Origin of the sequence: Aedoeadaptatus acetigenes (genome assembly GCF_025566985.1) — a bacterium.
Classification (GTDB): Bacteria; Bacillota; Clostridia; order Tissierellales; family Peptoniphilaceae; genus Aedoeadaptatus; species Aedoeadaptatus acetigenes.
Map to the genome: position 1 here is coordinate 77,991 of NZ_JAOQJD010000009.1, position 21,785 is coordinate 99,775.

General features: G+C 52.5%; 17 protein-coding genes and 1 riboswitch. All 17 genes read right to left on the reverse strand.

The features are described 5' to 3' along the window. Positions 1-158: 158 nt before the first annotated feature. The 17 genes from OCV31_RS06300 to OCV31_RS06380 all read right to left on the reverse strand — a co-directional run bounded on the left by OCV31_RS06300 (position 159) and on the right by OCV31_RS06380 (position 21,785). Positions 159-6,140: a G5 domain-containing protein gene (locus OCV31_RS06300; protein WP_148473525.1), complete on the reverse strand. Its 5,982-nt coding sequence runs from the start codon at positions 6,138-6,140 to the stop codon at positions 159-161. A gap of 203 nt (positions 6,141-6,343) precedes the next feature. Beyond that, positions 6,344-7,141, reverse strand: a complete 798-nt coding sequence (locus OCV31_RS06305; RefSeq protein WP_148473528.1) for a hypothetical protein — start codon at positions 7,139-7,141, stop codon at positions 6,344-6,346. Positions 7,142-7,226: 85 nt separating this feature from the next. Then, a complete protein-coding gene (pepI, locus tag OCV31_RS06310) occupies positions 7,227-8,114 on the reverse strand; it encodes a proline iminopeptidase (RefSeq protein WP_148473530.1) in 888 nt (295 codons plus the stop codon). Further along, entirely contained in the window at positions 8,101-9,201 is a 1,101-nt protein-coding gene (locus tag OCV31_RS06315; protein ID WP_148473532.1) for a M24 family metallopeptidase, read from the reverse strand. The genes pepI and OCV31_RS06315 overlap by 14 nt, the downstream gene beginning before the upstream one ends. Positions 9,202-9,219: 18 nt before the next feature. Further along, the gene (locus OCV31_RS06320) at positions 9,220-10,563 is read right to left on the reverse strand and encodes a peptide MFS transporter (RefSeq protein ID WP_267303840.1); all 1,344 of its coding nucleotides are present in this window, start codon (positions 10,561-10,563) and stop codon (positions 9,220-9,222) included. Beyond that, complete coding sequence (locus OCV31_RS06325; RefSeq protein WP_267303841.1) at positions 10,533-12,317, reverse strand: aminopeptidase P family protein; 1,785 nt, start codon at positions 12,315-12,317, stop codon at positions 10,533-10,535. Before OCV31_RS06325 ends, OCV31_RS06320 begins: the two co-directional genes overlap by 31 nt. A 143-nt stretch (positions 12,318-12,460) precedes the next feature. Continuing rightward, a complete protein-coding gene (locus OCV31_RS06330; protein WP_148473534.1) occupies positions 12,461-13,210 on the reverse strand; it encodes an ABC transporter ATP-binding protein in 750 nt (249 codons plus the stop codon). Further along, entirely contained in the window at positions 13,207-14,223 is a 1,017-nt protein-coding gene (locus OCV31_RS06335) for a FecCD family ABC transporter permease (protein WP_148473536.1), read from the reverse strand. Before OCV31_RS06335 ends, OCV31_RS06330 begins: the two co-directional genes overlap by 4 nt. Beyond that, positions 14,220-15,227, reverse strand: a complete 1,008-nt coding sequence (locus OCV31_RS06340) for an ABC transporter substrate-binding protein (RefSeq protein WP_148473538.1) — start codon at positions 15,225-15,227, stop codon at positions 14,220-14,222. The genes OCV31_RS06335 and OCV31_RS06340 overlap by 4 nt, the downstream gene beginning before the upstream one ends. Positions 15,228-15,267: 40 nt before the next feature. Further along, positions 15,268-15,427: riboswitch (cobalamin riboswitch) on the reverse strand. Between the two features lie 146 nt (positions 15,428-15,573). Further along, positions 15,574-15,777 carry a type II toxin-antitoxin system Phd/YefM family antitoxin gene (locus OCV31_RS06345; protein ID WP_148473540.1) on the reverse strand — a complete coding sequence of 68 codons (204 nt, stop codon included), beginning with the start codon at positions 15,775-15,777 and terminating at the stop codon, positions 15,574-15,576. A 66-nt stretch (positions 15,778-15,843) separates the two neighbouring features. Further along, positions 15,844-16,575, reverse strand: coding sequence for a TraX family protein (locus OCV31_RS06350; RefSeq protein WP_148473542.1), 732 nt, complete (start codon positions 16,573-16,575; stop codon positions 15,844-15,846). A 182-nt stretch (positions 16,576-16,757) separates the two neighbouring features. Beyond that, positions 16,758-18,494: an S-layer homology domain-containing protein gene (locus tag OCV31_RS06355; RefSeq protein WP_148473585.1), complete on the reverse strand. Its 1,737-nt coding sequence runs from the start codon at positions 18,492-18,494 to the stop codon at positions 16,758-16,760. A 158-nt stretch (positions 18,495-18,652) separates the two neighbouring features. Beyond that, positions 18,653-19,411 carry an S-layer homology domain-containing protein gene (locus tag OCV31_RS06360; RefSeq protein ID WP_148473544.1) on the reverse strand — a complete coding sequence of 253 codons (759 nt, stop codon included), beginning with the start codon at positions 19,409-19,411 and terminating at the stop codon, positions 18,653-18,655. Between the two features lie 74 nt (positions 19,412-19,485). After that, entirely contained in the window at positions 19,486-19,860 is a 375-nt protein-coding gene (locus OCV31_RS06365) for an SdpI family protein (protein ID WP_267303842.1), read from the reverse strand. Positions 19,861-19,965: 105 nt separating this feature from the next. After that, positions 19,966-20,733 (reverse strand): hypothetical protein, encoded by a 768-nt coding sequence (locus tag OCV31_RS06370; RefSeq protein WP_148473548.1) that lies wholly within the window; start codon positions 20,731-20,733, stop codon positions 19,966-19,968. After that, complete coding sequence (locus OCV31_RS06375; protein ID WP_148473550.1) at positions 20,726-21,421, reverse strand: ATP-binding cassette domain-containing protein; 696 nt, start codon at positions 21,419-21,421, stop codon at positions 20,726-20,728. The genes OCV31_RS06370 and OCV31_RS06375 overlap by 8 nt, the downstream gene beginning before the upstream one ends. Then, the gene (locus OCV31_RS06380; protein WP_148473552.1) at positions 21,408-21,785 is read right to left on the reverse strand and encodes a GntR family transcriptional regulator; all 378 of its coding nucleotides are present in this window, start codon (positions 21,783-21,785) and stop codon (positions 21,408-21,410) included. The genes OCV31_RS06375 and OCV31_RS06380 overlap by 14 nt, the downstream gene beginning before the upstream one ends.

A 21,785-nucleotide genomic window follows, 5' to 3' on the forward strand; every position in this document is an offset into this window, starting at 1 on the left:
ACCCCGATCAGGTGCTTCAAACTGCAAACAAGCCTCGACCATCGGGGCTTGTTTTTTATTTTCACAGACGAAACAACGTCATTGCCACGGAAAACATCCCCCAACGCAAAAACACCGCCACAAAACCATGGCGGTGTTTTTCTGTTCGATTTATTGAATTAGTCTCTTTTTCTTCTCTTTAAGCGTTCCAAACCGACGAGGAGGCCCGATGCAAGGGCGGCCAGTCCCGTGGGAGCGGCGATGCCGGCATCGAAGGTTTGCGGCGCTTTTGCGTCGTCCTTCGCCACTTCAGCGGCAGCTTGATCAGCTTTCGTCCGGTCGACCGTATCGTCGGCGTCCGTCCTCCTGCTCGGCGCCGAACTTTCCGATTCAGTCGGCGTGTTCGGATTCGGGCTTGCCGGATTACTCGAGGTGCTCGGATTCGGGTTTGCCGAACTCTTCGGCGTACTCGAATTCGGGTTTACCGGACTCTCCGGCGTACTCGGATTCGGGGTTATCGGACTCTTCGGCGTGCTCGGATTCGGGTTTACCGAATTGTTCGGCTCACTCGGATTCGAGTTTGCCGGACTATTCGGCGTACTTGGATTCGGGTTCACCGGATTGTTCGGCGTACTTGGATTCGGGTTCACCGGATTGTTCGGCGTACTTGGATTCGGGTTCACCGGACTCTCCGGCGTGCTCGGATTCGGATTTACCGGATTATTCGGCGTGCTCGGCCCTTCCGGAACCGGACACATCTTTTCTGTCGGTTTTGTGCCGACTCTGATAATCTTTTTAACGGCTTCTTTCGTGGTCTTGTCCGACCTTGATTTTTCAACGCTATTTTCAATTACAAGAGTCGTTTCTTTTTCACCGACTACCCCTTCTTGGGTAACCTTGTGGGTTCCTGCGTCCATTGTAGGATCTTCGATGATCTCAACTTCGTAAGGAATTTCAGATTTAACTTTCACTTCCCCTGTCGTCTTGGAGCCATATTCATATTCAGCATTGGTCGGCTCCGTTCGTACGACCTTGGATTCAAGCTTGCCTGTCTCCTTGTTGAAAGTGGTGGTGATAGTAACCTTGCCCGGAGTACCCTCAGAAATTTTATTGATTGTACCGGCTTCAAGGTTTGGATTGTGTTTATAGGTTGAGTCTTGCGGAATAGCCTCTTCCTTAACAACCGGTTTGATGCCGACACGAACGACTCTGTCTTCTTTCGGCGTCAGCACTTTTCCTTCAGAATTGACTTCTATATTGCCATCAATCGAGGTGATGGTCGTGGTCACTCTTTCCTTACCATCTTTTCCTTCATTGTCTACGACTCGATTACCCGCTTCAAGGTTTTCGTCGTAGATGACTTTTGTTTCGTAGGGAATGGCTTTATCGACAACTTTTTCGTTAGTTCCTGTAAGTGCTTTAGTACCTACACGAACGATGTGCTTCGTCGGATTTACAGTTACCTCTTCACCGATCTTAGTCGCTTCACCGACCGCTTCACCGTTTCTAATATCTTGCTTGTAGCTCGTGGTCTTGGATCCGGCCACGCCTTTTTGATCTACGACCGTTTCACCTTTGGATAGAGTCGGGTCTTCGATCACTTCCACTTCAAAGGGAAGAGGGCATGTCTTCTTGTACTCGTAGGTCCCTGTGAAGTCCTTGGTGCCGACGATGACTTTTTGCTTCGCCTTGGTCACAACTTCTTCGGTGCTTTGTTCCACCTTGCCGGTTTCCGGATTGTATTTGTCGACGACTTTGGTTTCTACCTTGCCCGGGGTCAGTTCGCCGGTTTCGACGACGCCTTTGTCCTTGGTATCGTCGTAAACGTATTCGATATCAACTTCAACATTCTTTGTATAGTTGTTTTCAGGCGTTTCAACCTTGGTGCCGACTTCGACGATGTGTTTTTTCGCTTCGACCTTGTTCGATTCCGTATTCGTCATTTCGCCGGTGGCTTCGCCGTTTTTAATGGCTTGTTTGTACTCTACATCATAGGAGCCTTTAACGCCCTTTTGGATTTCATTGCTCGTACCGGCGGGAAGTTCACTGTTATATCTGACTTCCACTTCAAAGGGGATTTCGAAGGTTTCTTTGTGACTTACTTCACCTGTAAAGTCTGCGGAGCCCACTTCGATGATGGCGTCCACCGCTTTATCTTCGGTTACTTTCTTCTCGTCTTGAACAACAGAATTTATAATGGTCCACTCCGTGGTTCTGGAGCCGAGTTTGCCCTTTTGTTCCACGCCGTCGACAGTCTTGTATCTCCACTCGCCCTTCTTAAGGTCCAGATTGACTTCGACCTTGGTTTCAAAGGGAAGCACTTCCGTGTGGGAGTGGGTTCCGTCAGTCATGGTACCGACTTTGATGATTTGTTTTACGGCTTCTTTATTTACTTCCGTAACCGGGTCGCCACTGCTTTCAACTGCTCCATTAACTATCTTATGCTTCGTTGTCGTAGTTTTCAGACCGTTTTCTCCGGCTTGCGTAATTTCTTTTTCACCGGCCTTAAGGGTATTGTCAAAGACAATTTCTGTTTCATAAGGAATAATGACCTTATTGACTTGATCAAATTCTCCATTATAGGCCCTTGTGCCTGCCACAACTTTTCTCTTTCCTTTTTCAACAACTGTTTCTTGAGTGGTTTCAATTTCACCGGTTTCGGGATTGTATTTGTTTACGGTTTTGGTCGTTACCTTGCCGGGGATCAGATCGCCGACTTCGATGACGCCGATGTCTTTGTTCGGATCAAATACCCACTCAACATCTACGCCAACTGTACTTTCAACTGATTTCTCATTTTCAACGGGCTTCGTCCCGATTTCAATAATGTGTTCCGTCGGTTCGACATATTTGTCCGTCAGTTCTTTTTCGGTGAAATTGGTGCCGTCTTTTAATTGACCGTTTACGATCTCGCCGCTGTATTCATAGGTTCTGGAACCGGCCTTACCTTCTTGCTTCGCATTGGTTTTGCCTACATCCAGGTTCGGATTTTGAACGACTTTTACGGTGTAGGGTACGTCTTTCGTCACGGTGTTGGTCACCGTTCCCGTATAGTCTTTTTGTCCTACCTTGATGACGGCATTGATGGGCTCGGTTTTTTCAAGTACATAGTCTCCGACGATCTTGGAATTTACAATGGTCCACGTTTTCTTATTAGTACCGGCTACGCCGTCTTTGACGATTTTGTAGTTGTCCGTCGCATCCGGATAGTTTTTGTAGAAGTCCGGATCGAATTCCACGGTGTAGCCAAAGGGAATCTCGTCTGTATCGACAACAGTGCCTTCTGTTTTTGCCGGAATGCTCAATTTTCTATTGGTCGGAGCCTTGCTTACTTCCTGAGTGACGGTGATTTCGCCGGTTTCCGGGTCTCTCGTCGTCGTGATGGTGACTTCGCCCTTTTGACCTGCCGTAATTTCCGTCGGCGCTTCGCCTTGTTTCTTCGTGTAGTCCAGCTCGTATTCCGTGTCGAAGGGAATTTCCACCGTGGTTTTCGCCGGCTTGGTGCCGATTCGGATCACGGCGTCTTGTTTTTCCGTTACGGTAGTTACTACAACGGATTCTTGATTCTTAATAAATTCGCCGGCATCATTGATGATTCCCTTTTCGCCGTTGATGACCACTTGCTTGAAGGTGGTCTTCGTTTCGCCGACGACGCCTTCCGTTGTTACAACTTTTCCGGCTTCCAGCGTATCGTCATAGACGACCTCGGTCTCGAAGGGAACCTTGCTCGTAAATTCTTTCGTTACTTCTTGCTTGTATTTCGGTCTGGCGATGAACTGCGCCTTGACGGTTTCTTCTTTTTCGATGCCGTTCTCGTCTCTATAGTTGACCTTGACGTCGACATAAAGATTTTCGCCGCCTTTGATCTCGGCGCTTTCAGGGACGACTGCAGTGACGACACCGGTATCTTTGTCTACTGTAATATTGTCCCAAACATTGCCCGAGCTGTCCTTGTAAGTTCCCGGGACAATTTCATAGGTCTTCGGTTGATTTTTCTTTTGGCTGGCTTCGTCATCCGGAATAGTTGGAGTACTTGTTAATGTATCCCCCTTGAAACCAATTTGTGCGAAGTATTCCGGTCTGTTGTTGTCCGATTCTTGGACCACAAAGTGGAACCAATGGACGTCCTTTGAGCCGTTGGTGTAGGTGTATTCCACCGGCACGGCCACAAAGTCCCCGGCCTTGGCGGATTTCGGCGGCGTAATGGTAAATTTGCTGATATCTCCGTCGGTTAAGGTGACCTTCCATTGGTCCTTGTCTTCCTTGCCCTGATTTTCACGGTTGATAAAGTCTAAAATTACTTTTCCTGCAGCTTCTCCTCTATCTTCAGCACCATTCATTTCAGATGAGGACTTATTAATCTCGCCGGATCCTTCCGGCTCGTAAATTTTTACCTCAAAAGGTTCTCCGGGTTTAACAGCTGACGACGTGTTTTTTGAAGTATCTTCATTATTTCCGTCAATAAAGTTTTGGTCGTAGTACCTTGTGTCGTCCAGGTTAAGCTTGAAGTCGCCGATGAGGTTGTAGTGGTCGTAGCGGTCGATGCCTTGTTTGTCGATTGTGATATTTTTTCCCTTATGGTTGATGTCGGCAGTACCTGCACCTGTTTCTGTATAAGTTCCTGTTTCACCAAATTCGTCTGGTGTTTCTGCTATATTTTTAAATTCTTCTGCTGTTCTCGGACGGGCAAAGAATTTGACATCCAGATTTTGAAGAGCCTTGTAGTCAGGTGTATTGAAGATGGAGTCTTCATTGATGACAGTCTTGCCATTTTCGTCTTTTTTTAGGGCTCCTTCCGGCATCTTAATGTGGATATTACCATCTTCTCCTATATAGGCACTGGCTCCCGGAACAATTTTCCCGGTAATCGGGTTATAAACTTGGCCGACCAGTCTTTCCTTGGCATTTTCGTCCACATTGTCCACCTTAATACCGGTGTCTATGTCTTGACCTTGAACAAAGTACTTAGATGTTGGATCATAATTGTTTTTATTAAGTTTTAACTCTTCAAGTTTGTCATTTTCATTTGGCCATGGGTTAACCTTGTAGCCTAAGGCAAAACTATCTCCAAAAAACTTAACTCCCGGATTATCTTTTGTGTAATGATCCTTCATTCCGAAAGACGTCGTGTCGTTATCCTTGCTGTTAATATGCTTCAGGGTTTCTTCGCCGGCTTCATAGTTTAAGTTTCTTTGGGCTCTGGAAGCACTTATATTTGAATCCTCTGTCGGTTTGTAGTTCACATCGGGAGACTCGGGAGTCAGTTTGTCTCCTTCATCCATCATCGATTTGTTCTTCGGATCCACAGGCACAAGACCGGAATCGGTGACATAGACCTTGGTATAGGTGCGTTGGCCGGTCTTTTTATCGATGGTAATTTCATAACCATATTCCGTCTTGCTTGGAGAATCTGCGGACGGGTTTTTCGTGTTAAATTTAAAGCCGTCCTTTTCTGTCCCTTCGTCGGTAATTAAATTCTCCTGATTGGTGTCTCCCTGTTGTAAATCCGTTGTCTTATAACGTTCGCTGTCGTTATAGTCTTTGATCTTTGCTTCATCATCGCCATAGTTCGGCTCATTAGCTTCTTCCGGAGCTTTTTGAGCTTCCGGCGATTGTTCTTTGCCGATTTCCAGGCCCTCTTTCGACGTAGTAGCGGGTTCGGCCGGTGCTTGTGCCGCTTCAGCCGGTGCTTGTGCCCCGTTCGTTGCGGGGGCTTCCGATGCGCTTGCAGAAGTTGCTTCCGTTACGCTCGCAGAGGTCGCTTCCGGTGCACTCGCAGAAGACGCCTCCGGCGCACTTACAGAAGTCGTTTCCGATACACTTGCAGGGCTCGCTTCCGTTGCGCTCGCAGAAGACGCCTCGGACGCGCTTGCAGAGGGTGCATCCGATTCGCTCGCAGAGGTTGTCTCCGTTGCGCTTGCAGAGGGCGCTTCAGTTGCGCTTGCGGAGGGCGCGGCTACGGCTTCTCTCTGCACGACGGCCGACGGCTGTTGTGCGACCTGAGCAAAACCGGCCTGAGGCATCATAACGAGGCCGGTGGCGATTACCGACGCCCCGACCATGGATTTCAGCAGATTGTTTCTCTTTTTCTTGGCATTTTCGTTGGATAAGGGCAACGCCACGTGATTTGTCGCTTCCCGAACATTTTTATTGCTTACCAATTGGATTCCTCCCTTTTCAAAGCATCTGATCTATATGAATATATTTCATAATATATACTACCAATATAGTCTTAATTAAACAGAGTTCATCATACCCTGAATCCCTCGTCGCTGTCAATTTTTTCTTCCGGAAAGAAAAAACCGCACATTCCTTTTCTTTTCATCAAAAAACGTCTCCTCTTTAGAGTGACGTTTTCTGGTTTCTATCTTTTCTTTTCCCTCGGTCTTTTCCCCCGAAGGTTCGCCTCTTCCGGTGCATTTTCCAAGGCGGCTTTTTCTTTCTCCTGCGCTTTTTCCGCGCGTTGGCGTTCTCTTTCCAATTCTTCCCACCGCGCCTTTCGCCCTTCGCCCTCTAAGTAAAACGCCGCTGTAAAGGGCGGCCGCTGTTTTATGGCGATGACTTTTTTTATATACCCGAGCAGTAGATATTCTAATCGCTTTTCTTCTTTCAGCAGACGCTCGGGCGGCGACTGGCTCGCTTCTCTTTTTGCTTCATTTAAAAGCTCCTTTAGGGCTTTTTCATCCCCCTCCCGAAAGGCCTCCACGGCTTTTTCCATGAATTTTTCGTCGCCATGCTCGGGATTCAGATCCGGATGCCGGGCCTTTATGATTAAAATCATGAGACCATTGAGTTCTTTCTCCTTCGCCGCGGGCCATGCTTTCCAAGTGCGGGCTTCCGCCAGGAGGGCTTTCTTTCGGGCCAGTTCCCCTTCCCATTGGGCCAGGATTTCGTCCATTTGGGCTTCCGCGATTTTTCCCGCCGTGGTTTTTCCCGCCAAAATCCGCTCTCGTTCTCGAGCGAGGACGAGGGTGCGGTAGCGGGCTTCGAGGATGGCGATTTCTTGATCGTAAAAGGCCAGGCAATAGTTCATCTCTATGGCTCGCCCCTTCACGTGAAGGAGGTATTCTTTTGTGCAAATGGCTTCGGCCACGGATTGCCTCAATCTTTCGATGGACGCTTTTAATTCTTTCACCCGCGGCAATTCGATCATCTCTCCCACGGCGCACCCCCTTTCGCGCCCATTATAACAGGAAGGTCCTAAGGATACAAAAACGAGGCACCCCACGGCGCCTCGCACATAATTTTTATTCGAAATCTTTCAGCCAATCGTTTAAGACCTTGAAGTAGCGTTTTTCTTCCTCCACAAAGGCCATGTGGCGGGAGTCGCGGAAGAGTTCCCAGCGGGAATTCGGCAGCTCGTCGGCCATGCTCTTGGCGATGTAGGGGCTGCACAGATCCATCTGGCCGCTTGTTACCAAAGTAGGCACGGTGATTTCTCCCAATTTCCCTCGGTAGTCGTAGCTAGCCAAGGTGCCCGTAGGACCGAATTCGTTGGCGCCCCAGGCGGTGATGTAGACTTCCCCGGCGTTTTTCTTTTTGCGCTTCAGGTACTCGGGGCTGTTCTCATCCAGCGTGGGGCCGCAGTACAGATCCATAAAGCGGTCCAAGGCCTTCAGGTAATCGGGATCGTCGTATCTGTCCGATGCTTCGGCCTGATTAAATATCGCCCGCTCTTTTTTCGTCATGACGCGGTCGATGCGCCGCCACTGCTCTTCCCGCCACAGGGCGGCGGAGTGGAGGGTGGAGGCCAAAATCAGGGAGAGGACGCCTTTCGGCTCCCGCTCCATCATGTAGGAAATGGCGAGCATCCCGCCCCAGGATTGGCCGAGAATATGCACTTCCTTAAGGTCCAAATGCTCTCTCAAAGATTCCAGCTCCTCCATCCACACCTCGGCATTGTAGAGCTCGGTGTGGCCCGGGGTGGCGGATTCGCCGCAGCCGATTTGATCGTACATAATAATGGGTCGATCCAGCGCCTCGGCGAGCTTGTCGAAGCCTTCAAAGTAATTGTGGGTGCTCCCCGGCCCGCCGTGGAGAAGGAGGAGGGGGGCTTTTTTCCCCTCGGGATGCGTAATGCGGTAATAGGTTTCGAAGCCTTTAAAGGCCATGCGTCCTTCTTTAATGGCGACCATCGTCTTCCTCCTCTACGACGATGAGATCCTTCGTCACTTGATTTAACACTTCGCAGCCGTCTTCGGTGATGAGAACCAAATCCTCGATGCGCACGCCGATGCCTTCATCGAGAAGGTAGATCCCCGGTTCCACGGAAAAGACTTGCCCCGGCTGAATCACGGCGTCGTTGGCCGAGGACACGTCGCCCACTTCGTGATCTTCCAGGCCGATGGAGTGGCCGGTGCGGTGGGTGAAGTAGTCGCCGTAGCCTTTGGATTCGATGTAGTCGCGGCAGGCTTTGTCCACGTCGCACATGCGGTTGCCGGGCTTGGCGGCGGCGATGCCCCGCAGATTGGCTTCCTTTACGATCTCATAGACTTCCCTCGCCTTGTCGGAGACCTCGCCGATAAAGACCGTGCGGGTCATGTCGCTTGCGTAGTTTTTATACATGCCGCCGATGTCCAGGACCACGGAGTCGCCCCGCTTGCCCTTGGAATCGTCAGTGGCGTGATGGGGATCGGCGCCGCCCCGTCCGTAGGCCGTAATGGGATCGAAGGAAAGCTCCACTACGCCTCGTTCGGCGAAAAGCTGCCGCACTTTGGCGTCCAGCTCTTTTTCCGTAAGCCCCTTTACCACCCGGGGGATGAGCGCTTCCATGACTTCGTCGCAGATTTTTGAGGATTCACGCATAATCCCTTGTTCTTCCTCGTCTTTCATGCGGCGCACGTCGTCGACGAGAAGGGAGCCGTTCACGTAGCGCTTCTCAGGGAAAATTTCCTGAAGGCGCAAGAGGAAGTGGCTGGGCCAATTCTTGTCGATGCCCACAGTGTCGCCCTCTTCCATAACATCGGTGAGAATTTCTACGCCATCGTCCACGTCGTTGTACCAAATTAAATCCGCGCCCACGTCTCCCTCTTGGGGAAAGAGTTCGTTGATCACAAGCTTCGCCGCGCCGTTAACGTGGAGGTAGAGGACGAGCATGCGCTCGCCGGGAGCGATCTTCCGCCCCAGCAGGTAGAAAATGGCCACGGGATCGGTAATAAGCAGGTGATCCAAGCCCCGTTCTTTCATGCCCTGTACGATTCGATGGATTCGTTCTTGATTCATGGATGGCTCCTTTCAGTTTTACTTCTCATCCTCCACCAATCGGTTCAGCTTCGGGCTGAAAGCCGCGAGGAGGATGCCGCCGAAGGTGATGACGGCTGCGATAATGAAATAGGTTTTTGCGAAGGGAAATTGCAAAGTAAATTCGTAGAGGTAGCCGTAGGTTTTCGCGGAGATAAAGATGGCGAAGACCCACACGCTCATCAAGGTGGAGAGGAGATGGGCCGGGGCGTATTTGGAAATAAAGGCATTGCCCAAGGGCGCGAAGACCATTTCGCCGAGGGACAAGACGATGCCGAAGGCCACGATCCACGTGAGGCCCGCTTGACTTTCTCCGCGTGCCACGTCGGCCACGGCGAAGATTCCGTAGGCGATGCCTAAAAGGAGCAGGCCGAAGGCGGTCTTTTGAAACATGTTAAAGTCGCCTTTTTCGCTCCGCGCCCGCTTCGCCCAGTACATGCCGAGAGCCGGCCCCATCACAATGCAGCATAGGGAGTTCAGGGCGTCGAACCAAGAGGATGGGACGGTAAAGCTGCCCACCATCCAATTGGCGGCGGGATTCTCCCCTGCCCAGTGGAAATACACGGGCAAGTAGGCAAGGTGCCAAAACACCCGAAACAGAATGGAGAAGAAAGAGACGAGAACGATGGCTCCCACCCGCTTCTTTTCCCCGGACGTCAGGGGCCGCTTGACTTTCTCTTCTTTTTCTTTTTTCTCGTCGTATTTAAAGGGCTTCTTTCCCGTGTCCCCGAGGCATTTTCCTCCGAGGACAAAGACGATGGCCGCCGCAAACAAGACCAGAGCGCAGACCAAAAAGCCGAAGGCGTAGCCCCGGCCCATGACCAAGACGCCGATGATGGCCGTGCCTAAAAAGGAGCCGACATTGGCGATGGCGTATTGGGTGGAAAAAGCCTTGTCCAGAAGCTTTTGGTCTTTGAAAAGCCGGCCGGTGACGGCGTGGATTTGGGATTTAAAGAGGCCGTTTCCCAAAGACACCACGAGGATCATGGCGTTGATCATGGCGATGGAGTCGGCCTTGTAGCCGAGAAAATAGCCCGCTCCCATGATCGCCATGCCCACGGGAATCAAATACCTTGCGCCGATGAAGCGATCGGAGAGGATGGAGCCGAAGAGGGGCGTAATGTAGGTCATGGCCACTAAATTGGCGCTCACTTTCGCCGCGTCGGCCTTTCCCATGCCCAGGCCTCCTTTTGCCACGGCGGCGGCCACCATAATGGTCATGAGCCACTTCACGGCGTAAAAGGCGAAGCGCTCCACGGCCAGTGTGGCGGAAGCCAGGTAAAAGCCCCCGCCCATGGTATTTTTGCCCTTTATTAAATTTCTCTCGTGTATTTCTTCAGCCATTGGGCCTCCTCGCTCGTTAAGTGGGGGGATATGGTGTCGTAAACCCGGCGGTTGTACGCGTTCAAATAGGCGATTTCTTTTTCATCCAATAGGGAGAAGTCCACGGCGTCCAAATCGTAGGGCACCAGGGTCATGGATTCGAAACAGAGCCATTTGCCGTATTCGTTTTCGCCGTCTTCTTTAACCACCAAGCAGTTTTCCGTGCGAATGCCGTGTTTTCCGGCGATGTAAAGGCCGGGCTCGTCGGTAATAATCATGCCGGGCTCGATTTGGTGGTGTTCGTTCTTCGCCACATTCACCCGGTGGCGAATGCCCGCCGGGCCTTCGTGCACGTTTAAAAGCTGGCCGATGCCGTGGCCCGTGCCGTGATTGAAGTTCAGATGGGCGTCCCAGAAGGGCTTTCTCGCCGCGTAATCCAGGCCGTAGCCACAGGTGCCGTAGGGGAATTTTGCCATGGCCAGATCCAAATGGCTCTTTAAGACCAGGGTAAAGTGGTACACTTCTTCCTCCGTCAATTCGCCTAAGGCGATGGTGCGGGTAATGTCCGTAGAGCCCTCAGCGAAATTGCTACCCGTGTCGGAGAGATAGAGTCCCTTGGGCTCAAGGGGAATGTCGCTCTCTTCGTCGGCGGCGTAGTGGACGATGGCGGCGTATTTGCCGTAGCCGCTGATCGGAGCGAAGGAGGGCCACATATAGCCTTCCTGCTCTTTGCGGAAGGATTCCAATTTATCCGAGGCACCGATTTCGGTGATTTCTTCCTTTCCGATGGCGTGCTTCAGCCAATACATGAATTTCACCCAGGCGATGCCGTCTTTCACATGGGCGATGGCCATGTTCTTTACTTCCACGGGGTTTTTCATGGCCTTCATGAGAATGGAGGGATTGGCCCCTTCCACCAAGGTGTTGTCCGCTGGAATGCTTTCGTAGAGGGCGTAGTTCATCTTCGCGGGATCAAGAAGAACGGTCTTTTGCGACAATGCCTTCACGTCCTCGTAAATGCTGTTGTAGGGCCGGAGGCGCACATTCAGTTCCTTTAATTCGGCCTTGATTTCATCGCTCAGCTTGTTCTCGTCTATATAGAGCACCATCTCGTCAAGGGTGATCACGGCGTAGCAGAGCAGAATCGGCGAGTACATAATGTCGTCGCCCCGCAGGTTCAGCGTCCAGCACACGTCGTCTAAAGAGGCGACGATGTGGGTGTCTGCGCCTTTTTTCTTCATGACGCCCCTGATGCGGGAAAGCTTCGATGCCGCGCTCTCCCCGGTAATGGATTCGTCCAATTTAAAGGCGGGCTTTTCCGAAAGAGCCGGGCGATGGGGCCAAATTTCGCCCACGAGATCCATATTGTAGGTAATGGAGGCGCATTTCTTTTCGCAAATGGCCTCGTAATCGGCGCCGTCGGCCACGGATATGGTGCGCCCGTCGAAGCCCAAAGTGCCCCCGACCGGCAGTTTGTCTTCAATGTATTCTTTTATCGTGGGGACCTTGGGCTCGCCCATTTTTTGTAGGCGAATGCCGCTGCCCTTTAATTGTTCCTCCCCTTGGAGGAAGTAGCGGCCGTCGGTCCAGAGGCACACCTCATCCGCCGTGGCCACCAAGGTGCCGGCGCTTCCCGTAAAGCCCGATACATAGGCTCGGGCCTTGAAGTATTCCCCCACGTATTCACTTTGGTGGAAATCTTCCGAGGGTACGACGTATAAATCTATATCTCTCTTCCGCATGAGGGAAAATAATTCTTCTACTTGTTTTCTCAACGCTGTCTCCTTTCAAACACCTCTCTATAACAGATTTATTATATAGCTTGCCCTATGCCTTGTAAATGAACGGTCGGCGGCGGCAAAGGGGCGTTTCTTTCGTGTCTACACAAAAAAACGCGGATCGCTCCGCGTTCTTTTCATCATGGCTTTTTAAATACCGCTACCGGCCGGCCATCCGCCTCGTGCAAGGTGCAGGGCGTGGAATAAAGGGCCTCGATCATGGCCGGTGTCACATTTTCCGGGGCTTCATCGAAGAGCAGCTTTCCTTCTTTTAAAGCCACAATGCGGTCCCCGTAGGCCAGGGCCAAGTTCATATCGTGCAGAGCCGCCACCACGGTAAGCTTTGTGTCCTTCACCATGGAGAGCAGCTTCAGCTGGTAGTAAATGTCCAAATGATTGGTGGCTTCGTCGAGAAGCAGGTGATCGGTTTTTTGCACCAAGGCCCGGGCCAGCACGGCCCGCTGCCTTTCTCCCCCGGAGAGGGCGCGAAGGGAGCGGGCGCCGTAGCTTTCCATGCCCACAGCGGCGAGGGCCTCCCCGGCCATGGCGCGGTCATCTTCCGTGTCCCTTTCCAAAAGGCCCTTGTAGGGCGTGCGGCCCATAAGCACCATGTCCATCACCGTCATGTCGAAGGCCATGTCGTTAAACTGGCCCACGACGGCCAACCGCTTGGCGTAGTCTTTTCTGCTCATGTCCCGGGCCTCCACCTCGTCGAGAAAAATTTTTCCCTCGTAGGGCAAAATCCGCGCCACTGCTTTTAACAGGCTGCTCTTCCCCGAGCCGTTGGGCCCGATTAAGGCCACGAGCTCTTTGTCGCGAATCGTAAGGGAAAAGTCTTGAAGCACCTGTTTTTTTCCGTAGGCGACCGAAAGATGTTCCACGCGAATCATGGCTGCACCTCCCGGGAATTTTTCACGATTAAATAGACGAAAAAGGGCGCCCCCACTACGGACACGACGACGCCGGTGGGCAGTTCCCCGGCGGGCAGAGCGTTTCTCGCCGCCACGTCCGCCCAGAGGAGGAGACTCGCCCCCAAAAGAATCACGCCGGGAAGGAGGTGGCGGTGATTGGTCCCCAAGAGAAAGCGGGCCATGTGGGGCACGATCAGGCCCACGAAGCCGATGGTGCCCGAGGTGTAGACCACGAGACCCACGAGAAGGGACACCGCCACGATGTAGGCGCTCCGAAGCTTGGCGAGATCCTTGCCCAGGGTGTAGGCCACCTCGTCGCCCAAGAGTAGCAGATTTAAATTGCGGCTTTGGGTGGCGAGAAAGATACAAAGGGCGAGGATCACCGGCCCGATGAAGGCGATCTGATTCATCTTCGCGCCGGATAAGGAGCCCATGAGCCAGAAATTCACTTCCCGAATGGCGTCGCGGTTTTTCGCCGTGTAGACCAAAAGGGTGGCGATGCTGGATGTGGCGGCGGAAAGGGCCAGGCCCGAGAGGATGAGCCGCTCCGAGGTGGCGCGCCCACCGATGCGGGAGAGAATCATGACCCCCACGGAAGTTAAGAGGGCGAAGAGAAAGGCGCTGATCCCCACGGCCACATTGCCCAAGGCGCTCATAAGGCCGAGGACGATGGCCAAGGTGGCGCCTAAAGACGCCCCGGAGGAAATCCCCAAAATGTAGGGATCGGCGATGGGATTTCCCACCACCGCCTGCATAATGAGCCCGGAGACGGCGAGAGCCACGCCGGTTAAGATGGCGAGGAGCACCCGTGGCAGGCGAATGTCCATGACAATGGCATAGGCCACGTCGTCGCCGCCCTTCCCCGCAAGGCCGCGGGACAAAGCATTAAGAATCTCCCCGAGACTTAGATCCGCATAGCCCAGATACAAGCCGCCGATCACCGATGCGATGAATAAAAGCGTAAGCCCCGCGAAAATCACCGAGCGCTTCATGATTCGGGATAGAGGCCCTTGATCATGGTGTCGATGCCGTCGGCGGTGCGCACGCCGGAGGCGTAAACTTCCGACAAGCTAATGGGATAGACCCGATCGTTTTTAATGGCGGAAAGGCCTTTTAAAGCAGGCATGGATTTAAAGCGCTCCAATTCCTGATCTTCGACCTTGTTTTCGCCGAAGTAAACGACGAAAATCACGTCGGGATCCTTTGTAAGGAGGGCTTCGGAGCCGAAGCGATCTTCGTCCATGACCAGCTTCGCGCCGGCTTTTTCGGCGATTTCGCCGCCCACGGTTTTCGCACCGTAGTTTCTGAAGAGATTATCGTCTTCGATTTCCAGAATCGCCGCCTTCACCGGCTCCTTGCCTTCCCGGAGTTTTTCCGTTTCGGCCAGGCGATCCTTCATGGACTGCACGATGGCTTGGGCTTCTTTTTGTTTATTGAAAATCTTTCCTAAATTTAAAATGTCGTCGTATTCATTTTCCAAGCTGTCCACCTTTACGGCGCCGCTGTTTTTCAGAATATAGGTGTTGACACCCTTATCCTGCCAGTCCTTTACATCCCCCAGGGTTTTGTCTCCGAAGTAAGAAGCCCAGGAAATAATGAAATCCGGCTTGGCGGCGAGAACCGCTTCCTTCGACGGCGCGTCCTTTACATATTCCACCTTGCTGAAGGCGTCTTTGTACTCGTCCTTGACGTCGATGTCCAATTGGGCGGCGAGGACCATTTTGTCCTCGAGGCCGAGGGCCAGCATGTTTTCAATGGCCGATTGATACACGGCCACGACGCGTTCCGGTTCCTTTTCAAAGGTTTCCTGAACGGGATTGCCCTGGGCATCCACCGTGTCGATGGTCACCGGATAATAAGCATCCTTTGTTTCCGCCGCAGCATTGGTATTGGCATTCGCCTGATTGTTTTCGTTCGTAGCGACTTTATCTCCCCCGCCGCAGGCGGTTAAGAGGAGCAAAGACGCGAGCAACAAGACGTTCAGAATCTTTTTCATAAAGACCTCCTATCTTGTATGGACAACTCCATACCTCGTGAAGAAATTTTTTCCATAGGCAGGTATCCTGACTTCTGACCTCAGGCGACGTTCCATCCTTCCCGTTAAGTGAATGGGCGTCTCGGCCGTTACAGTGGCGGGACCGCGTGCCGCAAGCAACTTCCCTTTTAATCCGAAGAACCTATGCCTCTATTATACCTGGGGTAGGAGAAAAAAGCAGGAAAGCATACAAGGAATTTGGGGAAATAAAAAATCCCAAGACGGGCTTGGGATGGTGTTGGTTTTTGGAATTAAATAGATTGCTTATTTGTTTTCGCCGGGATTGAAATTATGCCACGAGGATCGCCTATGCTCTTTCACTGTCGGGAATCCGCGCCTTTACGCGGCCGAAGACCTCGTCGGTGTCGTAGCGAACCGTCGTCTCCTTCGCCATGCGATCCGCCTCATCCAATTTCGTTTCTACATCTCCAGAGAGAGCCGCATTATGGGCCATGCACGGTACGCTATCGTAACCACTTTTCGTTAAATAATCGGGATGTGTCGTAACCATAGCAAATCCTCCTTATGGCGTCATTTTATCTTATTTGTTCATCGGATCAATAATTTGCTTCCTCCCCTAAATATTCAGCGCCACGCGAAGGAGGCCCAAGATCAAAATGTGCACCGGGTAAAAGGCGTAGTTGAGCCACTTATACTGCTTGCCCCGCTCGCCGTTGTAGGTAAGGGTGGCGGCAAAGCCCAGGATGGAATAAAGCTCTTTTATAATGGAGAGATAACCCAGGGCCGCGCCGTAGACGGGCTTTTCGTAAAAGAGATAGAACAAATAGGCCACGATAATGGCGTGGTAATCGTAATCCAGGCTGAAGAACATGGCCACGGCACACATAACCGCCACCACGACGATGGACGCTCCGTACCAAAGGGCCGCGGACTTTTTCGACAGCCGCCCCTTGAGCTCATCCACGATCCAAATGGTGACGAGAGACAGAGCGAGAGTGAACATCATATTGTTCCAGTTGTTATTGAAGAGCTCCCGGGAGGTAAAGAGATCGAAGGGCACTTCCGACACAATGGCGAAGAGCAAGAGATTCATGAGATACTTTTTCCGGGAGCGGGTCTTGAAAAAGCCCTCCACGAGAAAATACATAAAGAGAGGAAAGGCGATTCGCCCCAAAATGCTCAGAAGATTGCTTACATGGAGCAAAGGCCCCTTTCCGTCTAAATAAGGCGTAATCAAGGCGTTGTTGACGTGGTCCAAAAGCATGGACAAAAAGGCGATGTATTTTAATTGAGCGCCGTTTAATACCCGCCAAGACGTCGGCGGCCGGCCCGTTTTTATGGCTTCCATAGGCATCCTCCTTTTTAGGATTTTAAGAAGGTTTTATTTTATCCTACCGACGAAAATCTGTCTATCTTTTTGTCGATTCAATGGCTTCTCACAAAGAAAAAAGGGAGGGCAAATCGAATGATTCTCCCTCTCTTTTTATTACTCCGACCCGAGATACTCCTCGGGTTTTTCTTTTTTCACAACTATTGACGGCGCAAAATTTCCGGGATTTGGCCGTTGCCTTTGTTTTTGTCCGTGTTGTAGCGGACGAATTCTTTGTTGAAGCGGCGGCCGATTTCGCGGTTCATTTCCCTGCAGTCGCCGACAAAGATGCCGTTTTTCAGCGTGGCGTGGACGTAGATGTCCCGTCCGTTGTTTTTGCCCATGTACAGGCCCACGTGGTTGTAGCCTAAATAGAAGTTCGGGCTGTAGTTAAAGATAATGTCGCCGGGCCATGCGTTGGCAAAGTTGGCCGGATAGCGCATGCCGCCGAATTTGTAGGCGGCTTCGTATTGCACGCGGGGCAATTCGTAGCCTCTGTGCTTGCGAATGTTAGCGTCGTTGGGCCCGGGAATGTGGATGCCGAAGGCCTTGTGGGTGGCGTAGGTGAGGCCGACGCAGTAGACGCCTTTGCCGCTGTCGAATTCAAAGCCGTACCAACGGAAGGGTTGACCTTCGAAGGCGGCGGCGTAGTTGGCCATTTCCTGTCCTCTGAAGCGAAGTTCCTGATTGGGGCCGGTGAGCCAGCCGTTTTCCAATTCCTTGGCCGAGGGGCCTGCCCAGTAAACGAGGCGGCCGTGTTGCCCGCCGGGGCGCTTGCCGATTTTAAGCTTGCCATCTTGGCCGAACCAGTAAACGCCTTCGCCGGTGGAGAACATGCCGTTTCTGTACATGCGGTAATTGGCCGGCGAGAAGTAGTAGAGTCCGTCGCCGATTTGTTTCCAGCCGCGGACCTTTCCTTTTTCGCGGTCGATGTAGTAGGTTTTGTTGTCTCTGCGAATGAAGCCCGAAGTGAGGGCGTCGTCCGGGCCGAGCAAATAGGCTTGATCGCCGATGGTGACGTAGCCGTCTTTAAAGGCGTCGCGGCTGAAGCGGGCGCCGTTTTCTACATTGACGATGTAATACTTGCCGCCTTCCTGTACAACTTTGCCCTTCAGTTCCGTCGCCGGCTTCGGTTGCGGTGCAGGTTGCGGCGCGGGTTGGGGCGCAGGTTGCGGCGCGGGTTTTTCAACGGGAGCCGGGGCTTGGCCCGTGGCGCGGAGGATCAGGGTCATGGCCTCGGCGCGGGTCAGCTTGCCTTGGGGCTTAAAGACGTTGTTTTCGTAGCCGGTAATAATTTTCCCGTCGGTTAATTGGCCGACGGCCCACACGTAGCGCGGCATCACTTCGGCCTTGTCCGAATAGCTCAGGGCGTCGGGGTTGTTGTTTCTTTCCGTCAGCGTGGCGGCGAAATTATGAATGGTCTCTACATTCTCTTTCGTCAAGCCGGATTGTGCGTCCATATTTTTGAGCATGGTGCCCAAATTCAGAACGGCCGCCGCTTCTTCACGGGTGATGGGGGCGTTGGGGCGCAGGTTCGGTCCCATGAAGACCAAATCCAAGAGCTGCGCCTCTTCCGCTTGGCGAATGGTCCCGTCGGCCCAAGCTGCCTGATTCAAATCGCCGTAGGCCGATTGCTCTTTCGCGCCCACTTTTTCCAGGCCCGCCATGCGGTGGACCATGGCGATGTATTCCGCCCGGGTCACCGATTGATTCGGGCGCATGGTGCCATCGTCATAACCTTTGATCCAGCCGAGATCTGCGGCCTTAATCATGGTGCCTTCCGACCAGTGCCCCGCCAGGTCCGGGTAGCTCGCGGCGAATACGCTGAAGCCCGTGGCCAGGGTCATGACCAGGGCCAGGAGAAGCACGGTCCATTGTCTCTTCATGTGTCCTTTCATCATTGCCTCCTTCATGTTTATATAAGTAATTATAGCATTCTTTTAATAAAATATGTTTTTATTTAGGTAAACTCTTTCTTCTCCTTTTATTCAGCCTTAACTCTTTTTTCCATGAAAAAAGCCAAGGCCCCGAATGAGGCTTTGGCTTTTCAAAGGATTTATTTTTTCAGGAAGGGCAGATTTTTCGCCCAGGTTCCGTTGTAGATCATGTGAAAGGCGTTGCCCCGATTGGCGGCATCCGCGGGATCCTGATCTTTCAGGGGCTTTTCGTCCTCTTCGTTGGTCTTGGGCTTTTCTTCATTGGCCTTGGGTTTTTCCGCCGGCGCCGCGGGCTTCACCTTGGCATTGTAGACCATGACGAAGACGTCGCCGCGGGTGGCGGATTTGTCGGGATCCAATCCGTCGACGCCTGCATCCGCGCCCACGATGTTCATCTCCCGGGCCCAATTGATCCAGCTTGCGGGCCAGTCGGCCTTGGCCTCGTCGGCCGGGGTGAGGTCGGTTTTGGCGCCGGCCACGAGAATTTTCATCATTTCCGCATTAGAGATGTTTTTTTCCGGGCGGAAGGTGCCGTCGGGGTAGCCGACGATGGCGCTGACGCCGCCGGGATTTTTCATTTGGCTCGCCACGCGAATAAAGCCGTTGGCCCAGTGGCTCGTGGGAACGTCTTTAAAGACAGCGGCTTTTTCGGCGGCTTCAGCTTGTTTGCCGTCGATTTTTACGAGCAATGTGGCGATTTCCGAACGCTTAATGGGCGCATCCAGGCCCAAGGTGCCGTCGGGATAGCCGGTCACCACGCCGGCTTTTTGTAAGTAGGCGATTTTTTCGTCTCGACTTGCGGCAAAGGCGCCGCGGGCGGGCAAGATCAGCCCCGTGGCGAGAAATAGGACCGCCAACAATCGACAAATACGTTTCATGATATCCTCCGTTCTTCATTTCTTTGTTTTAGCCTATCACAGGCCGGGGAAAAGCACAATGTTCAAGGGCGCCCCTACGCCTTTCGCCGACCTTCCCTGTCGAAGGTGCGGCGCAGGTCCATTTCCGTTGCGGCCACGGAGGCCAAGAGATAGGCGGTTTCAAAAGCGGTGTAGATACCCAACGCATCGGCAAAGTCCGGGCGACGAAGGGCGAAAATCAACACGACGAGGGTGATCAGGGCGAGGACGCGGCCCCATCTCCGCCACCTTTCGGCGCAGGCGGCCTGTGCGTAGTCCCAAGTGTCTTGATTAAGCATGGACATGGCGGTGCGGTAGCCGTAAGCTGCGTTAATGGTTTTCGGCGGATGGTCCAGCATAAGGCCGCCGAAAAAGACCATGATTCCCGGAATGACATAGACGGCAAGCGCCATTGCCACTTTAAATCCCATAGGCCCTCCTTTCTCTCCCATGTGTTTTACAAAACTATTTTATCAACAATGAGGGCAAAATAAAACGAGGCCCGAAAGCCTCGCTCGTTACATTTTTATGACACATTACGACACGGAAAGTTTCTTGTCGTGGCTGTGGACGCTTCTCAGGAAGAGCACCACGGCGGCGATCAGCATAAGCCCGCTCAACACGAGAGACGTTCTGAAAAACAGTTGGGAAGCGACCTGATTAAAATATTCTTCGCTTACAATCTGTCTTTGGCTTCCCATGGTATCGATCACCACTTTCGTTACCACATTTATGGCCACTTGCAGGCCGATGTAGAGCATAATGGGCCCGCCGATGCCGAAGCGGCGGAAGGGCTTTTCGCTCCCCACGCTGGTGACAAAGACCCAGGCCGCAATCCCGAAAAGTATGCTGGCAATTACAAGTAGGATAAATCCCGTAAGGTACTTTACGCCGATGGGCGTCGTGACCAAATACATTAACTCTCGGCCTCCTTCATACAGTTCGACATTGCGGTAAGCCGGAGGGCCGATGAAGATGGCGGTCCCTAAAAAAGCGACGAACTGCACGATCAGAAACCAAAGGAACCGGCCGCCCATCACATCTTTTCCCGTCAAGGGAAGGGCGGCGAAGAAACTGCCGTAGGCGCCGTACATGCGCTTGTAATCCCTAATGCAAAGCCACAAGGGAATGATGCTTACGCCGATGAAAAAAGCCGCGACGCCGACAAACACACTGATGGCGCCAAACGCGTTCTCTACTTCCGTGTAGCCCCACAAGAGAAAGCTGCCGAGAAGCCCCAATCCCACCATGGCGAGAAGAATCCATTTGTCTCGCTTGAAATAATAGCTAATGAGTTTAGACATCGTACACCTCCCTGAAAATCGCTTCCAAATCCTTGCCGTAGCGGCCGCGCAGGGCCTCCACATCTTCATTTAAAAGCACCTTGCCGTCTCTTAAAAACACCGCCGTGTCGATAATGGGCTCGATGGCTTCCACCATGTGGGTGGAGATGATCAAGGTCGCCTCCGTATCGAAGCCGTCCAAAATTCCGTCGATGACGTTTTTCCGCGCCAGGGGATCCACGCCGCCGATAGGCTCATCCATTAAATAGAGCCGCGCCTTTCTGGAAAGCGTCAGCGCCACCTGGAGCTTGTCCTGCATGCCCTTGCTCATTTCCCGAATGCGGCGGGAAGGCTCGAGATCAAAAGATTTCAGCATGTAAAAGGCCTTTTGCCGATCGAAGTCGTCGAAGAAATGGCCATAAAGATCCACGCAGGCCTCGGCGCTTAAATCCTTGGGCAGAGGCAGGTGATCCGGCTGGTAGCTCACCATGTTTTTCGTGGCCTTGCCGATTTCTTCGCCGAAGATTTTTACCTCGCCCTTGTAGCTCATCTCGAGGCCGGCCAAAATGCGAAGGAGCGTCGTCTTCCCCACGCCATTGGACCCCATAAGCCCCACGATGTGGCCCGGCTCCAAGGATAAATCCAGTTTGTCCAAGACGTATTTGCCTCGGTAGTCGATGTCGATTTGTTTGCACTCAACGGCCTTCATGAGACCCTCCTTTCTCCCAACGCTTGTTCAGTAATTTTACCGCTGTCTCCTGTGTCATGGACAGATCCGCCGCCACGCCGATCAATTGATCGCAGGCGTCGAAAAAGGCGTCCTTGCCCAACGTGTCGATGGTGTCTTTATTTTCCGTCACAAATTTCCCCCGCGTTCGATCCGTTTCAATGAGCGCTTCCCGCTCCAGCTCCTGTAATGCCCGCTGCACGGTGTTTGGATTCACACCGTAGATCTTCGCCAAATTTCGTACCGATTCCAATTTCTCTCCGGGAATCAGCTCCCCGGCGGCGATTTGCTTTCGAATGGTTTCGTAAAGCTGCAGATAAATCGGTCGATTGCCGTCAAATTCCAT

Bases quoted from the DNA above. Each gene is read 5' to 3' on its own strand.
- pepI (WP_148473530.1), bottom strand. From the start codon at position 8,114: ATGGTCGCCATTAAAGAAGGACGCATGGCCTTTAAAGGCTTCGAAACC.
- OCV31_RS06315 (WP_148473532.1), bottom strand. From the start codon at position 9,201: ATGAATCAAGAACGAATCCATCGAATCGTACAGGGCATGAAAGAACGG.
- OCV31_RS06320 (WP_267303840.1), bottom strand. From the start codon at position 10,563: ATGGCTGAAGAAATACACGAGAGAAATTTAATAAAGGGCAAAAATACC.
- OCV31_RS06330 (WP_148473534.1), bottom strand. From the start codon at position 13,210: ATGATTCGCGTGGAACATCTTTCGGTCGCCTACGGAAAAAAACAGGTG.
- OCV31_RS06335 (WP_148473536.1), bottom strand. From the start codon at position 14,223: ATGAAGCGCTCGGTGATTTTCGCGGGGCTTACGCTTTTATTCATCGCA.
- OCV31_RS06340 (WP_148473538.1), bottom strand. From the start codon at position 15,227: ATGAAAAAGATTCTGAACGTCTTGTTGCTCGCGTCTTTGCTCCTCTTA.
- OCV31_RS06345 (WP_148473540.1), bottom strand. From the start codon at position 15,777: ATGGTTACGACACATCCCGATTATTTAACGAAAAGTGGTTACGATAGC.
- OCV31_RS06350 (WP_148473542.1), bottom strand. From the start codon at position 16,575: ATGGAAGCCATAAAAACGGGCCGGCCGCCGACGTCTTGGCGGGTATTA.
- OCV31_RS06355 (WP_148473585.1), bottom strand. From the start codon at position 18,494: ATGAAAGGACACATGAAGAGACAATGGACCGTGCTTCTCCTGGCCCTG.
- OCV31_RS06360 (WP_148473544.1), bottom strand. From the start codon at position 19,411: ATGAAACGTATTTGTCGATTGTTGGCGGTCCTATTTCTCGCCACGGGG.
- OCV31_RS06365 (WP_267303842.1), bottom strand. From the start codon at position 19,860: ATGGGATTTAAAGTGGCAATGGCGCTTGCCGTCTATGTCATTCCGGGA.
- OCV31_RS06370 (WP_148473548.1), bottom strand. From the start codon at position 20,733: ATGTCTAAACTCATTAGCTATTATTTCAAGCGAGACAAATGGATTCTT.
- OCV31_RS06375 (WP_148473550.1), bottom strand. From the start codon at position 21,421: ATGAAGGCCGTTGAGTGCAAACAAATCGACATCGACTACCGAGGCAAA.
- OCV31_RS06380 (WP_148473552.1), bottom strand. From the start codon at position 21,785: ATGGAATTTGACGGCAATCGACCGATTTATCTGCAGCTTTACGAAACC.